This is a genomic window from Sporosarcina jiandibaonis (genome assembly GCF_013184495.1).
Classification (GTDB): Bacteria; Bacillota; Bacilli; order Bacillales_A; family Planococcaceae; genus Sporosarcina; species Sporosarcina jiandibaonis.
Genome location: NZ_JAAOIY010000003.1, coordinates 190,328 through 205,421, shown reverse-complemented (window position 1 = coordinate 205,421; position 15,094 = coordinate 190,328). Strand labels below are relative to the sequence as shown.

Below are 15,094 nucleotides of genomic sequence, written 5' to 3'. Positions count from 1 at the left end.
TTATATAATGACTATTTCACTACTTAAAGCCATCCAAGATTATTCAATTCCTTTCGAAAAAAATGATGATTTGTCCGCTATTCTTGAATCAGTCGGAGATGCGAACATCGTGCTATTAGGAGAAGCCAGTCACGGGACTTCTGAATTCTATTCGGTACGTGCGGAAATATCGAAGAGGCTCATCGAGGAAAAAGGATTTTCAATCATAGCGGTCGAGGGCGATTGTCCGCCGTCTCGCCATGTGAATAAGTTTATAAAAGGTTATGAGGATGGGAAAATGACAACTAAAGAAGCCTTAAAAGCATTTCATCGATGGCCCGCATGGATGTGGGCAAATGAAGAAGTTGCCCGTTTGGTGGACTGGCTAAAAACGCATAACGAACAATTAGAAACAAGTAAAAAAGTCGGTTTCTATGGTATCGATTTATACAGTCTTTTTGAATCCATCGAAGAAGTCGTTACATATTTAACCCACGCAGATCCAACTGGAGAGGATTTAAGACTCGCGAAAAACGTTGCCGATTGCTTTGAAGGCTTCAATCATTCTACAGAGCATTATGCAATGGCTACAGCGCATTTCCCGGAAAGTTGCACAGCTCAGGTTGAAGCGCTGTTTTCTTCAATTCAGGCAAATGAACAACTCTATCCGATTGAATTTGAACAACGTCTTAACTTGAAATTAAATGCTTTAGTTGCTAAAAATGCTGAAGAGTATTATCGCACCTCGTTTAAAAGCGATACAAGGTCTTGGAATGTTCGCGATGAACATATGGTCGAAGCGATAAATGAAATCCGAAAGTTTCACGGCAAGGATGCCAAAGTAATTGTCTGGGAACATAATACACATATTGGAGATGCTCGGGCAACGACAATGAAGGATCATGGAATGCTCAATGTCGGTCAATTAATTCGCGAGCAAAATCCTGAAGGAGATGTTTACGCAATTGGTTTCGGCACCCACCGCGGAACTGTGATTGCCGCGAAACAATGGGCAGATCCTTTTAAAGTTATGGCTGTTCCCCCTGCTCAAAAAGATTCATGGGAATATGCGCTACATGAGGCTGGTGCATTCAATAAACTCCTCATATTTAACGAAAAAAACCGCGATACGTTTGCTAGATGGTTTGGACACCGCGCAATTGGTGTTGTTTATCATCCAGAGTATGAAGCACAAGGAAATTATGTACCTTCGATAATTAGCGAGCGATATGATGCCTTTGTTTTTATTGACGAAACAAAGGCATTGACGCCGCTTCAATTTGAATAAATACACGGGCCACTAGTAATCGTCAATCGTGTCAACATTAAAAACAAATCTTTTATCTTTACAAGGAATCTGCTTCCCCATATTTCGAGGGATTCCACTTAAAACTTCCCGTGCGCCGGTATCGCCTTCTAAATCCAGCAAGGAAGGAAACATCGAAGCTGAAAAAAGGACGGGTGGCACAAGTAACTCGTCCTTGGTCGTTGCGACATAATTGCATGCAGGATTCGATTTCATGCAATCGATAATCTCATCCAACATTAATACTGTAATAAAAGGCTGATCTGCAAGGATGACCATTGCAGCATCCGCCTTTTCAGTTGCGGCTTTTTCGATACCGCATCGAAGTGATTCAGCCTGTCCCATATGAGCATTCGGACATTTTACGATGACCGCTTTCGGGTTTGTTAACATGTCGGGCGCAATCCAACTCGCGTCATCTTCGTGTCGAATAATAATGAATACTTTAGACAGGGTCGAATTCAAAGCAGTATCCAAAGCCAAACTGCCCAATGACATCTTGCCGACAGGAAGCGCTAATTTATTGGTACCCATGCGCTGACTTTTTCCCGCGGCCATATAAATTCCAACTACTTTCACTCTCTACTCCCCCGTTCTTCTAATGAAATCATATCAGCTATCCTCTATTTATAGTCTTGCTATATTGATCATATTTTATCCAAAAAAGAAAAAGCCGAAAGAAAAAACGGCTTTTTCGATTATTTATTTCCAAAGGAAGCAGGCATTACCACTCCAACGACTTCTCCCGTTGCACAAAGTGTATCATCCGCAAAAACTTCTACGGATACCTTCCATTTTTTCGGGTGGATTTCTTCTATTGTTCCAACCGCTTTCAATAAAGCGCCTTGCAGAGTAGGTTTTAGATAATTGACATTCAACGAAGCTGTCACAAATCTGGGTGGTTCTTCCCCGCTTCCCGGTTCATGTCCATTTTTCCGGTGTAACGCAAGCGCCGCCGATCCAGTACCATGGCAGTCCACAAATGAAGCGATTAAACCGCCATATACAAATCCCGGAATTGCGATGTGTTTTGAAGACGGTTCGTAATATGTAACCGTTTGTTCCCCATCCCAACCGGTTCTGAAACGATAACCGTCTTCATTTAATCGCCCGCAGCCAAAGCACCAAGCAAAATCATCCGGATAGTCATCTTGAATCGCATGACTTACTTTTCTTATTACTGTCATTAAAATCACCCTTTCAAAATTCTCCCACAATTATAATTATACCATTCTGTTAATTTTATTAAAGATTGACGAGTACAATTTTATTGTAGTCCCTATGCGTATACTATAGAAACGAGTTTGCAGGAGGAGTTAATGATGAAAATGAGAGCAATTCTACTAATCGCGCTGATGATTGGTGGAACGTATGCGATGTTGCAGTCTTACAAGGATTATGAGGAAAAAGAATTTATTGAAATTCTAACCCCGATGGATGCACATTTCAGCTCACTTATTTTTACTAAGCCAGCGATTGCGGGCTCTGATTCCCAATCATGGATCGTGGATGAACCTAGTGAAATTGAGAGTTTATTATACTTCCTTCAAAATTATCATGTAAGAAAGCTAACTCCCGAAGAAATCAATCCATTTGATGAAGTTGAACAATTTACTATCAGTTTACAAGATGAAAATGGAAATACATTAAGCATTATCGTAAACGAGGACTTAATTATCCAAAACTCATTACTCTATTATGAAATCGTTGATGGGCCGTTAAACGTTGAATGGCTTGTTCAGTTTTTTATTAGTAATCAAATTTGAATGTAGGATTTTGTGATCGGGCAGATATTCCGATGGATTGGGAGGACATATTTGAGTAATTTTGGCGATTGCGGGGACATAACAACGGATTGCGCGCACATCTTTGATTCCGAAGAAATCGAGCGAACAATTTGCTGGATTTAGCGGACATAATCAAGCTTTTTTGATGATTGCGAGGACATAATTAAGGATTCGGCGGACATCTTTTTCAAATAAAAAAAGAATACCAATGGGGCATTCTTCTAATTAATTCTATAGCATTATCCAATATCTTTTCACGATATTTCCATGCGATTCAAGAAAATCATTGTCCCTAACACCACCATTTTTAATAATCGCTTTTTCCGAACCTATATTATCTTCATTGCATGTAACTAGCGCTTTCTGGATGCCCAATCCTCGCATTTGATCTAACGCCAACTCAAGGATTTTTGTAGCGTAACCGTTTCTCCGCTCGGATGGTCGAATTCCTGCCCCGATATGCCCTTCCGTGTTGAACATTCTTTCCGTTAATGAATGCCTGATTGTGACCGCACCTAAAATGCGGTCCTTTTCTTTTAGAAGAAAGTAGACGGATTCCGGGACTTCTCTTGCTCCATTACCTAACTCTATTTCATGAAGAGCCTTCACCAGTTCTTCAAATCGATCAGGATTCATGTTTCTGAATATCCCGGGATTCATCTTCTCCCCCGCCTCTTTCCATTCCAAATCATAATCCATATATTGCTCTTTCATATCAACTGTCGGTTTAACCAGTTGTAGATTCATAGTGAATGCCTCCGTTTTTGCTGCTTTTCATATATACTTATATTATCGTGTTTCATAAGGGAGTTAATAATTATGGAGTTTAAAAGTATCGATGAACAAGTTATTCAAAAATATCAAGAAGATGAGCAGTTGATGATTCAATTATTTGTGCAATGGTGCGTTAATCACGAGCTCGATCCGAATGAGTTGTACGCGCGCGCTTATCCCGAACAGCAGGAAAATGATTCTTTACAGAAGGTTTTGAAGGAAATGGACGATTCTGACCAGCTTGAAATTGACAATGAAACCATGATGGATGTCTTGCAACTTTTCGGAAATTACGACTTGGCCTTCGTACTTTCGGAGGAAATTGAACGTCTCTCTAAAAAGTAAATATACCATTACTATCTGAAAGTTGCCAAAGTGTAGATTCGTTTTTACATTTCGGCTTTTGTGCTATATACTAGTAATTAGTTCGTTTACCGTAATAAATTACAAAGTTCACTGAGTTGGACTACCCGGGGAGAGATGAGAATGGTTAAAAGTTTACCACTGCGTTCGGAAGTTAAGGTAGAAGAAACGTGGAATTTAGAAGATCTTTTCAAAACTGAAGAAGATTACAATGCTGCAGTCGTTGAGCTTGAAAGCGAAGTCGATGCCTATGCTGAGAAGTTTAACGGGAAAATTACAGATGCCGCATCAGTCATTGAAGCGCTAAAAGGGTATTTGACTATATGCGAAAAAATCGTTCCTGTCGGCACATATACAAGCCTTGCTACTAGCACTGACCAGACGAATGACGAAGCACAAATGCGTTCAAGTAAATTCAGTTCAACATCTGCAAAAATTAATAGTAAACTTTCGTTTGTAAACAGTGAACTCTTGGATTTGACTGTAGAAACACTAGAAGAAGCGATGAAACTTTCACCTGATTTCAAAAACTACTTGGAGAAATTGATCAAGAAAAAAGAATATCAATTACATCCTGAAGTTGAAAAAACATTGGCTGCTTTTTCTTCAACATTCAACGCGCCATATGGTTTATACAACACGACGAAAATGGTTGATATGTCGTTTGATGATTTCGTTGTAGACGGAAAAAGTTTTCCTTTAAGCTATGTTTCATTTGAAGGCGACTGGGAGTCTGAACCAGATACCGCTAAACGCCGCGCTGCTTTTGATGCGTTTTCCAAAAAATTAAGAGACTATCAACATACAACTGCAAAAACATATGATATGCAATTACAAACTGAAAAAACGACTGCTGACGTTCGTGGCTATGAATCGGTTTTCGATTATTTATTATTCAACCAAGAAGTCGATAAGTCGCTATATGACCGCCAAATTGATTTGATCACGAAAGAACTTGCTCCGCATATGCGCAAGTATGCGAAACTGCTTCAAAAAGTTCACGGGTTGGATAAAATGACGTTCGCAGATTTAAAAATTTCGCTTGACCCGTCATATGAACCGAAAATCACTGTTGAAGAATCTAAAAAGTATATTGACGATGCGCTTGCGATTATGGGTGACGACTATATTAATATGGTCAATCGTTCATACGAAGAACGTTGGATTGACTTTGCTCAAAATAAAGGAAAATCAACCGGTGCCTTCTGTTCAAGTCCTCACGGATACCACCCGTACATCCTGATTTCTTGGACAGGCAGCATGGAAGATGTATTCGTTCTAGCTCATGAACTCGGGCATGCGGGTCACTTCTACAATGCAAACCGTGAACGGAATGTGTTTAATGCACGCCCGTCTATGTATTTCATCGAAGCCCCATCAACGATGAACGAGATGCTCATGGCGAATCATTTACTGAAAAACTCGGATGATCCGAAATTCAAACGTTGGGTGATTTCATCGATTGTGTCACGGACGTACTACCATAACTTTGTCACGCACTTATTGGAAGCTGCTTACCAACGCAAAGTATACGACCGCATTGATGCAGGCGGAAGCGTAAACGCGACTGTGCTCAATGAATTGAAACGCGGCGTTCTGGAAGATTTCTGGGGTGAAGACGTTGATATCAACGAAGGTGCAGAACTGACATGGATGCGCCAACCTCACTATTACATGGGCTTATATCCATACACTTACAGTGCGGGACTTACAATCTCCACTCAAGTATCTAAACGTATTTTAGATGAAGGTCAACCAGCAGTCGATGAGTGGTTAGAAGTGTTGAAAGCCGGCGGAACTAAATCCCCAGTTGAACTTTCTAAGATGGCCGGTGTCGACATCACAACAGAAAAACCGTTACACGACACAATTGCTTATATCGGCGAATTAATCAATCAACTTGTTGAATTAACGGAAGAGATTGAGTCTGTAAAGAATTAATCATACGAAAAAGCTGACGATAGTTTTATTTCGTCAGCTTTTTTCATTCGGGAATAAACCGCGTCAAGCTTCAATTCTCGATATGCACAAATGGCAATTACTATTTTGCTAACTTAATAATAAGCATTACTTCCCCATTCCCGCCAACATAACTAATTGAAAAATAGATATTGCCAATGGAACAACTGACAGGATCATTAACCACCTCTTTTTAGTTACAAATCCTATAGCCAATATTAGAAGGCCAATTATTAGCACCGCAGTGATACCTATCGTCGTCATATTTTCTCCCCCTCCGAATTCAGCTCAAACCCCAGCTGAACCGAATCCACTATTTTCACATAGCCAATTTCTTTATATATTTTATTCGATGTCGGATTCATCATATCTGTGTAGAGAACACAAAAATCGTAATCTTTTAGAAGTTCCTTAGAAATTGTAGCTACCAATGTCCGCGCATATCCTTTTCTTCGTTTATCTTTTGGCGTATAGACTAATGAAACAGTGACACCGTGGTTTGTCGGACGTGATTTTTTCATCATGGATACAATTTCACCATCATCTTCCCAGAGAAACACTTCTTGATTATCTACCATTCTTGCTACACTTTTATGAATATCATTACTTGATGGAATTGGAACACCGGCTTCTACTGCGAATAAATAATACCATTCTTCTATCAGTCGGCAGTCTTCCCTCTCCGCGAAACGCCAAGCTCCTGGGCTTTTCACCAAAGTTTCGTCAACTTGATCAAGTCGATATAATCCTTGGTCCATCAATAGTTTAGTAGTCATTCCCGTTTCAGCTTCCCATTTTTTTGCAAAGCGATACGCCCATGGCTTTAAACTAATTATTGAGGGGAGTTCAATCTTGAAATCCAACAAATTCTTTATTAATAATTCCATACTTTCATCCAAACGATTTTCATCAACGTAAATTTGATTTAACGGATGCGGCGGTGTCATTTGAAATATGGCGAGCACTCTTGCTTCCTCTTCAATTGTAGCCATTAATGGATTTTCATACAGTCGTGATTTTATGCCTTGCAGAACACCTAAAAACAGACTGTTCACATCTTCTTTCTGAACTAAAATCGGCTCAACTTTCAGTGAGAATTCATTAACATCCTTATAAATCTTGAAGTCCATCGCAATTATCCCCCCTTCTTGATTAACATTAAGATTACAGAAAGTTGCGTCATATGTCCATGGGGAATTTCTACTTTTGAAATGAAAAGGTAGTGCTTCACATGATGTGCAACACTACCATTTCCTTGTTTAATCCAACAAACGATTATTATCATCAACAGCCATTACTTTGGGCGGTTGACCTTTAAATCTTGGGTTCGTGTTTCCTGCTCCGGAACACATTTGGCAGTGGTATTGCCAGCCTTCGTCATCCGAAAGCAATCCGGTTCCGTCGCATGCAACACATAAGTTTTTACCGTCCATTATCATCATCCCTCCATCACTTTGTTGCTAATAGGATGCACAATCCTTGATTGAATAATGCCAAACAAGTTTAACTAGTCGGTTGCTTCTGGTCTTTTACCCAATTGATCATGCCGCCGACTAGAATTATTTCAACTTGTCGCTCTGTTAGTGCGTGTCTCACTTTTATGAAGTCATTTGAAGCTTGAACCTTAATTTCAAATTCATTTCCTTCTTTAATTTTACTTCGCAAGTTCGAAAATTCGAGAATGTCCCCTTCATGCAATTTATGATAATCTTCCGCGTTTACAAATGTAATTGGAAGAATTCCGAAGTTAACGAGGTTTTGCCAGTGGATTCGCGCGAAATCTTTTACGAGTGCAGCTCGAAGTCCCAGATATCTTGGTGCGAGCGCGGCGTGTTCACGGCTTGATCCTTGCCCGTAGTTAACGCCGGCGACAATTGCATGGCCACCGTGTGCTACACTTTCCATTCCTCTTTTATAGTAGGTTTTATCAATTATCTCAAACGTAAATTTACTTATTTCAGGTAAATTACTTCTAAATGGCAGGACGCGCGATCCACCTGCGAGAATTTCATCCGTTGAGATATTGTCTCCCATCTTCAATAAAATAGGAATTTGCAAGTTGTCAGGCATTGCATCCATTTCAGGAATCGATGCGATGTTGGGACCTTTATGAATGACAACTTTTCTGGCTTCTTCTTTAGATAAAGGCGCATCCAACAAATTCATATCAATTGTCGGATTTTTAATGGCTCGTATTTTCGGTGCTTTTGGTCCGAGCGTTCGAGGATCCGTAATCTCCCCCGCCAATGCCGAAGCTGCAGCTGTTTCTGTCCCGCATAGATATACACTATCCTCTATTGTCCCGGAACGCCCCGGAAAATTTCGTGGGGTCGTCCGTAAACTATTTCTTCCCGTAGCGGGTGCTTGCCCCATTCCGATGCATCCGTTACATCCCGCCTGATGGAGACGTCCTCCTGCTTGGATGAAGCTAGCGATATGCCCTTCATTCAATAAATCCGTTAGCATTTGCCTTGATGTTGGGTTAATATCCAATGAAACGCCAACCGCCACTTGTTTTCCTTTTACAATTTCAGCTGCTATGGCGAAATCTCGGTAACCAGGATTCGCGGATGATCCAATATACGATTGGTAAATAGGGGTTCCCGCTAGTTCCGAAACAGGAACGACATTCCCAGGACTTGATGGTTTCGCAACTAACGGAACAATCTCGGACAAGTTAATTTCTTCATCAATATCATAAGTGGCACCTTTATCCGCTTTCAATTCGACCCAATCGTCTTCACGGTTTTGTTCTTTCAAGAAGCGCTTGATTTCATCATCTGATGGAAATACTGTCGTTGTCGCACCTAATTCGGCGCCCATATTCGCAATCACATGACGGTCCATTGCACTTAACGTGTCAACTCCGGGTCCATAATATTCAATGACTTTTCCGACGCCGCCTTTCACGTCATGTCGGCGAAGGAGTTCTAAGATGACATCTTTTGCACTTACCCATTCTGCTAATTCACCCGTTAGTTTTATGCCCCAAACTTTAGGCATACGTAAATAAAATGGTTCTCCGGCTATTGCCAATGCAACGTCGAGACCGCCTGCACCCATTGCAAGCATTCCCATACAACCATTTGCACAAGTGTGACTATCAGAGCCGAGCAATGTTTTTCCCGGTTTCGCCAAACGCTGCATATGAACGGGATGACTCACTCCATTGCCCGGTTTACTAAAATATAAGCCGAATCTTCTTGAAGCGCTTTGCAAAAATAAATGATCATCTGCATTTTTACTATCTGTTTGAACAAGATTATGATCGACGTATTGTGCCGATGCTTCGGTTTTAGCTATATCCAAACCCATCGCCTCAAGTTCCAACATAACCATCGTTCCTGTGGCGTCTTGAGTTAATGTTTGGTCGATTTTTAATGCGATTTCAGCACCTGGCATCATTTCGCCTGTGACGAGATGATTTTTGATTAATTTTTGGGTAATATTTAATTTCAACTAAATTCCTCCTGAACAAATAATCGAATGACTGAAATATACATGTGTAGTGCTAATATCATATTCATAATCGTCATCAATTAGTCGTTCAAGTAAAATAACTAGGCGAATTAAAAAGAACAAAGAATCTTTTTCATGAGTAGAAAAAGTTCTTTGCCCTCATATCATGCAAGTTTCACATTTCCCTGCCGTCTTCATGGCTGATTTGCCATTCGATTCCAAACTTGTCCTTTAGACTGCCGTAGCTCTTGCTCCAGAATGTTTCCTGAAGTTCCATACGGACAGTACCCCCTTCTGACAGTTTGCTAAATGCAGATTTGATCTCATCCATGTCTTCACTTACTAACGCAAGGCTAATGTTATTTCCCGCGACAAACGGCTGTCCTGGAAAAACATCTGAAAACATGACATTGCTTCCACTAATGTTAAGTCGCGTGTGCATCACCAAGTCTTTCGCTTCTTCAGGGAGCTGGTAATCCGGGTGTTGCGGCGCTTCTCCAAAAGTCATAATTTCTGGTTTTTCTGTTCCAAATACTTCTGCATAAAATTCAGCAGCTTCACGACAATTTCCATTAAAATTCAAATAAACATCTACAGCCATGTCATCACTCCTTTGAAATAATGAATTACGTTCCTTATTATACCAGTTATCTGAAAATAATCATAATTTCACCGTGCTTGGAAACCCTAAATTTATATAAGGAGATGAAAGCCTGTGTCCGACTTTTGCCCGGTAGCTTGGCCGGAAGAACCCACCCCCGAAGACTTTGTGGATTGTTGTGAATGCGGTCTTTATAAACACGGAACACGCATGGTTTGGGGCGAAGGCAATCCAAACGGACAGATTATGATCATCCTCGATAATCCCGGAGCACGTGAGGACCGTGAAGGAAATTCTTTTGTATGCGGGACGAGGCAAACTTTACAGGAAGCGATAAACCAGGTCGGTCTGAGAAAACAGGATGTGTATGCAACTTACATCGTTAAGAGAAAACCAACGCGCGCGTACGATAAAGAGCAAACGCGAAAAATCTGCATGCAACATTTGAATGAACAGCTTAAGGAGAAAAATCCGAAATTAATTATTTGCTTAGGGAACGTAGCCGTTCAATCTTTCTTTGGAAACAATGAAATTGACGTGAAAAGTCTGCGCGGAGCATGGCACGATGTCAAGGGGTATGAAACCACAGTTGCCTATCATCCCCTTGCTGTCAGGCGGCGTCCCAATTTAAAACAGTTATTCCTTCAAGACTGGGAACTGGTTGCAGAACGATATCGACAAATAATTCGTTAAAAGTTTCAGGAATCGGGAATGGTATTGTAGATAACCCTCAAAAGGAGCTGGACCAAACATGGAAATGCCTAAAGATAAAGGTATAGACAATACGTTCAATCTATTGACGACTGGATATCCTTACATACTCGAAAGATGCAAGGCACTCAATACAGAAGTATTTGAAACAAGGTTGATGGGAAAGAAAATGATTTGCATGACCGGGAAAGAGGCAGTAAACCTATTTTACGACTCAGATTTATTCCAACGCGAAGGAGCAGTTCCAAAACGAATTCAAAAGACACTTTTTGGCCAAAACGGCGTACAAACTATGGACGGCGAGAAGCATATAGTACGAAAAATGATGTTCATTTCGCTTATGACGGAATCCGCATTGAAACGACTCGGCGAGATTACGACCGAACAATGGAGATTGAGAGCTGATCAGTGGAAGAGTCATGAAGAAATAATTCTTTTCGATGAAGCCGAAGAAATCTTATGTCGTGTTGCTTGTTTATGGGCTGGAGTTCCATTGAAAGAGACTGAAGTATCAAGTCGCGCCTATGATTTCGGAGCGATGATTGACGCAATTGGCGGGGTTGGACCGCGTTATCAAGAAGGAAAAAATGCAAGACAACGGACCGAGAGTTGGATAAAATCAATCATCGAGAGTTTCCGTAACGGGACATTGGCGGCGGATGAGAAGACCGCAATCCACACAATTGCAACACACCGCGATGAAGAAGGAAATCATCTTAATACGCAGATAGCGGCTGTTGAACTTATTAATATACTTCGACCGATTGTTGCTGTGGCGAGATTCGTCGCATTCGGAGCACTTGCATTCCATGATTTCCCTGTTTATAAAGACAAACTGAAAAATGGCGACAGAAAATACTTGGAAATGTTCGTCCAAGAAGTTCGCCGGTTTTACCCTTTCGCGCCTTTTCTTGGCGCAATGGTTCGTAAAGATTTTCAGTGGAAAGGTTTCCAGTTCAAAAAAGGAACCTCCGTTTTAATCGACTTGTACGGGGTTAATCACGACCCAGAACTTTGGGACGCTCCATATGAATTTCAACCAGAACGATTTACAGACCGAAAAAAAGATTTATATGATTTTGTTCCTCAAGGCGGCGGTGATCCAAATACGGGCCACCGTTGTCCTGGAGAAGAAGCGACTGTCGTCATTATGAAATCATCGCTTTCCTTTCTGGTGAATGAATTGCAATACGATGTACCTGATTGGCAAGACTTATCCGTAAATCACGTGCGACTCCCAACTTTACCAAAAAGCAGATTTGTGTTTCGTAAACTTTAGTATATAAGGCAAGAGCAGATACTAAGAGTTTATTGCCAAACGATGCAGAGAATTAGCTTGAGGAATTTATTTCAATGATGAAGAAGTAACCACCTCATCATTGAAATAAATCCCAACAGAAGTAAAACCACCTACAATTAAAGACCTACTCCCCATTAAACCAATAACTGTCTGGTAATCACCGAGTGAATAAATAGAACCTTTATAATATTTACAATATATAAGCGGATTGATAGAGTGACTCATAAGCGAATGATAACATATTTGGTTAGTTAACTTTACTAACATGTAAGAAATTATCATCATTGTACAATTTCATTTGCTAACAAAATAATGAAAGGGGTTACAATAATGAGAAAACTTTTCAAAATAATGGCGTCTCTCTTGTTGTTGCTGTCGATGACTCCCCTCCTTGGGAAGGCAGATAACCAGCCGGTTCCAGATGTGGATTTATGGAACGCAGTAAAGCCGCTCAGTACAACCGTCACATTTCTAAATACCGGTGCACATCCGGATGATGAGCGAAGTGACCTGCTCGCCTATTTATCAAGAGGGCTTGGCGTCAAGTCAGCGAGTGTCATTGCCAATCGCGGTGAAGGCGGCCAGAATGAAATCGGCACAGAGCTCGGCGACGGTCTTGGAATCATCAGAACCAATGAAATGATAGAGGCAGCCAAAATCACTGGCGTGAAGGCCTATCATTTAAGTGAAACAACATCGGACCCGATCTACGATTTCGGTTTTTCCAAGTCGCCTGAAGAGACCCTAGAAAAATGGGGAGAAGAAGTAACCTATGAACGGTTAATTAGATTTATTCGAACGTATCAACCGGATATTGTCATGCCTTCCTTCCGTGACGTCGATAGCCAGCATGGGCATCATCGCGCAATTACAATTTTAAGCGACCAGGCATTTGAAGATGCGGCGGATCCATCCGTTTTCCCAGAACAGCTGGATGAAGGATTATCCGTCTGGCAAATCAAAAAGCTCTATTTGCCCGCTGAATCGGGAGCCACTGCCACAATATCGCTTGAAATCGGCGACTATGATCCAATCTACCAAATGACATATCCACAGCTCGGCGAAGCATCAAGATACTTGCATAAGAGTCAAGGAATGGGTAGAGACCTCCCTGTTGAACCTAGACAAGCCCATTTAGAACTAATCCATGATTCGGTACAAGCCGAGAGCAACGATCTCTTTGCCGGAATTCCGTATAACTTGAATGATTGGGCACAAGTTGTACCGCATAATAACTTAAGCATTCATTTGCAAAATCTACAAAAGGAACTAGATGATATTATTGAGCTTTATCCTGAACGCGACTTGATTTTATCAAAATCGCAAAAGGCTTTAAAAGATATTCAGAAGCTTATCGCAGAAACTCAAAAGACTAAAATAGAAGCTTCTCTGAAAAATGATTTGCTCCATAAATTAGAATTAAAAGAAGAACAATTACAACAAGTAAGTTTTGTTTCCTCAAGCTTGAAAGTTGAAACTGCGATTGCTTCAGATGTATTGACGCAAGGAGAAAATACAACGGTCAGTATGACGATCACCAACGAAGGTGACGAGATGATCAAACATATCGAACCATCCCTCTTGGCACCGGAAAACTGGCAGATTAATACACAAGAAGAAATACAACACTTAAAACCGAACGAATCAAAAACAGTCAATTTTAACATTACAGTCCCAGAAGATGAATTATATTTTCATCCATATGACGAGTCGATTATTCAATCCAAAATCACGTTTAAAGAAAATGGCGCTAAAGCCGAAACTGTCCTGGAACTTGAAAACACAGTAGCCGTCCTTCCGGAAATCAGCATTTCATCGAATCCAGTCAACTTGATGATTAATACGGCTGATGTACAAGAAGAAGTTCCAGTAACGGTTAGCGTCAAAAATTACTTCCATGGTGAAAATAATGCATCCGTCTCTTTAGCTCTTCCTGAGGGATGGACAAGCGAACCAGAACAGATTGAAGTCGGCTTTTCAGAACGTTTTGAAGAAAAAACAGTCGATTTCACAATTTTCCCCGCCAATGAGATAGAAGAAGGTGATTTTTCAATCGACGTCCTTGCAACATCCAAGGGCAAAACATTCGATAACACCGTACAGGAAATCAAGTACAATCATATCAACGATTCCTATTTCCTTTATTCATCCGCTATTAATGGAGTCGCATTCGAACTATTGAAACCGGATAATCTGAAGGTTGGTTATATCGAAAGTGGATTTGACACAATAGCCGATGATTTCAAGAATGCAGGATTTGACATTACAAAGCTCACGGAGGTAGATCTTGCTTCAGGAGATTTATCTGTATACGATACGATTGTCACAGGAATCAGAGCGAATCTGTCACGCGCAGATCTCGTCCAGAACAATGACCGTTTGCATGAATACGTCGAGAACGGCGGACACTTGGTTGTTCAATACCATAAACCAGGAGACAATTGGGATACACAGACATCTGCTCCATATCACTTAGAAATTGGCAATCCGTCGATTCGTTGGCGCGTAACTGACGAAACTGCCGAAGTCACCATGACACAGCCGGAACATATGCTGTTTAATTATCCGAATAACATTACAAGCAATGATTGGGATAATTGGGTGCAAGAACGCGGTCTCTACTTCCCGATGAATTGGGACGACCGTTATGAAACATTTGTGAGCATGGCCGATCCAGATGAAGATCCATTCACAGGGGGGATATTAATGGCTGAGTATGGTGAAGGTACTTACTTGTACACAAACCTCGTCTTCTATCGCCAAATCGATAATCAAGTCCCTGGCGGCTACCGAATTTTCACGAATTTGATCAGTTATGGCATCGAAGATAATTAATCATCATTAAAAATAGCCTT

15 protein-coding genes are annotated in these 15,094 nt (G+C 40.9%); 7 read left to right on the top strand and 8 right to left on the bottom strand.

Annotated features, from left to right (window positions below):
* The first annotated feature begins 7 nt into the window (after positions 1-7).
* On the top strand, positions 8-1,267 hold the full coding sequence (locus tag G8782_RS10745) for an erythromycin esterase family protein (RefSeq protein ID WP_172370960.1): 1,260 nt from the start codon (positions 8-10) through the stop codon (positions 1,265-1,267).
* A 12-nt stretch (positions 1,268-1,279) separates the two neighbouring features.
* On the opposite strand, the gene G8782_RS10740 is transcribed toward G8782_RS10745, so the two are convergent.
* Both G8782_RS10740 and G8782_RS10735 read right to left on the bottom strand, forming a co-directional pair.
* On the bottom strand, positions 1,280-1,864 hold the full coding sequence (locus G8782_RS10740) for an NTP transferase domain-containing protein (protein WP_172370958.1): 585 nt from the start codon (positions 1,862-1,864) through the stop codon (positions 1,280-1,282).
* Positions 1,865-1,983: 119 nt separating this feature from the next.
* Positions 1,984-2,472, bottom strand: a complete 489-nt coding sequence (locus tag G8782_RS10735) for a PaaI family thioesterase (RefSeq protein WP_172370956.1) — start codon at positions 2,470-2,472, stop codon at positions 1,984-1,986.
* Between the two features lie 135 nt (positions 2,473-2,607).
* Here G8782_RS10735 and G8782_RS10730 point away from each other — a divergent pair, with 135 nt between their 5' ends.
* Positions 2,608-3,051, top strand: a complete 444-nt coding sequence (locus G8782_RS10730; protein ID WP_172370955.1) for a hypothetical protein — start codon at positions 2,608-2,610, stop codon at positions 3,049-3,051.
* 252 nt (positions 3,052-3,303) lie between these two features.
* Here the strand turns inward: G8782_RS10730 and G8782_RS10725 are convergent, their stop codons facing one another.
* Positions 3,304-3,819 carry a GNAT family N-acetyltransferase gene (locus G8782_RS10725; RefSeq protein ID WP_172370953.1) on the bottom strand — a complete coding sequence of 172 codons (516 nt, stop codon included), beginning with the start codon at positions 3,817-3,819 and terminating at the stop codon, positions 3,304-3,306.
* 72 nt (positions 3,820-3,891) lie between these two features.
* On the opposite strand from G8782_RS10725, the gene G8782_RS10720 reads away from it, so the two are divergent.
* Positions 3,892-4,191 carry a hypothetical protein gene (locus G8782_RS10720; protein ID WP_172370951.1) on the top strand — a complete coding sequence of 100 codons (300 nt, stop codon included), beginning with the start codon at positions 3,892-3,894 and terminating at the stop codon, positions 4,189-4,191.
* A 141-nt stretch (positions 4,192-4,332) separates the two neighbouring features.
* Positions 4,333-6,150: an oligoendopeptidase F gene (pepF, locus tag G8782_RS10715; protein ID WP_172370949.1), complete on the top strand. Its 1,818-nt coding sequence runs from the start codon at positions 4,333-4,335 to the stop codon at positions 6,148-6,150.
* 126 nt (positions 6,151-6,276) lie between these two features.
* On the opposite strand, the gene G8782_RS10710 is transcribed toward pepF, so the two are convergent.
* The 5 genes from G8782_RS10710 to G8782_RS10690 all read right to left on the bottom strand — a co-directional run bounded on the left by G8782_RS10710 (position 6,277) and on the right by G8782_RS10690 (position 10,228).
* Complete coding sequence (locus G8782_RS10710) at positions 6,277-6,432, bottom strand: hypothetical protein (protein WP_172370948.1); 156 nt, start codon at positions 6,430-6,432, stop codon at positions 6,277-6,279.
* Entirely contained in the window at positions 6,429-7,298 is an 870-nt protein-coding gene (locus G8782_RS10705) for a GNAT family N-acetyltransferase (protein WP_172370947.1), read from the bottom strand. The genes G8782_RS10710 and G8782_RS10705 overlap by 4 nt, the downstream gene beginning before the upstream one ends.
* 129 nt (positions 7,299-7,427) lie before the next feature.
* Complete coding sequence (locus tag G8782_RS10700; RefSeq protein ID WP_172370946.1) at positions 7,428-7,601, bottom strand: hypothetical protein; 174 nt, start codon at positions 7,599-7,601, stop codon at positions 7,428-7,430.
* Positions 7,602-7,671: 70 nt separating this feature from the next.
* Positions 7,672-9,627 (bottom strand): aconitate hydratase, encoded by a 1,956-nt coding sequence (locus tag G8782_RS10695; protein ID WP_172370945.1) that lies wholly within the window; start codon positions 9,625-9,627, stop codon positions 7,672-7,674.
* A gap of 175 nt (positions 9,628-9,802) precedes the next feature.
* A complete protein-coding gene (locus G8782_RS10690) occupies positions 9,803-10,228 on the bottom strand; it encodes a VOC family protein (protein WP_172370944.1) in 426 nt (141 codons plus the stop codon).
* A 114-nt stretch (positions 10,229-10,342) separates the two neighbouring features.
* Between G8782_RS10690 and G8782_RS10685 the strand changes: the two genes are divergently transcribed.
* The 3 genes from G8782_RS10685 (at position 10,343) to G8782_RS10675 (ending at position 15,074) form a co-directional block, all read left to right on the top strand.
* Positions 10,343-10,921, top strand: a complete 579-nt coding sequence (locus G8782_RS10685; RefSeq protein WP_172370943.1) for a uracil-DNA glycosylase — start codon at positions 10,343-10,345, stop codon at positions 10,919-10,921.
* A 58-nt stretch (positions 10,922-10,979) separates the two neighbouring features.
* The gene (gene cypC, locus G8782_RS10680; RefSeq protein ID WP_172370942.1) at positions 10,980-12,218 is read left to right on the top strand and encodes a CYP152 family fatty-acid peroxygenase CypC; all 1,239 of its coding nucleotides are present in this window, start codon (positions 10,980-10,982) and stop codon (positions 12,216-12,218) included.
* A 351-nt stretch (positions 12,219-12,569) separates the two neighbouring features.
* Positions 12,570-15,074, top strand: coding sequence for a PIG-L family deacetylase (locus tag G8782_RS10675; protein ID WP_172370941.1), 2,505 nt, complete (start codon positions 12,570-12,572; stop codon positions 15,072-15,074).
* The last annotated feature ends 20 nt before the right edge of the window (positions 15,075-15,094 follow it).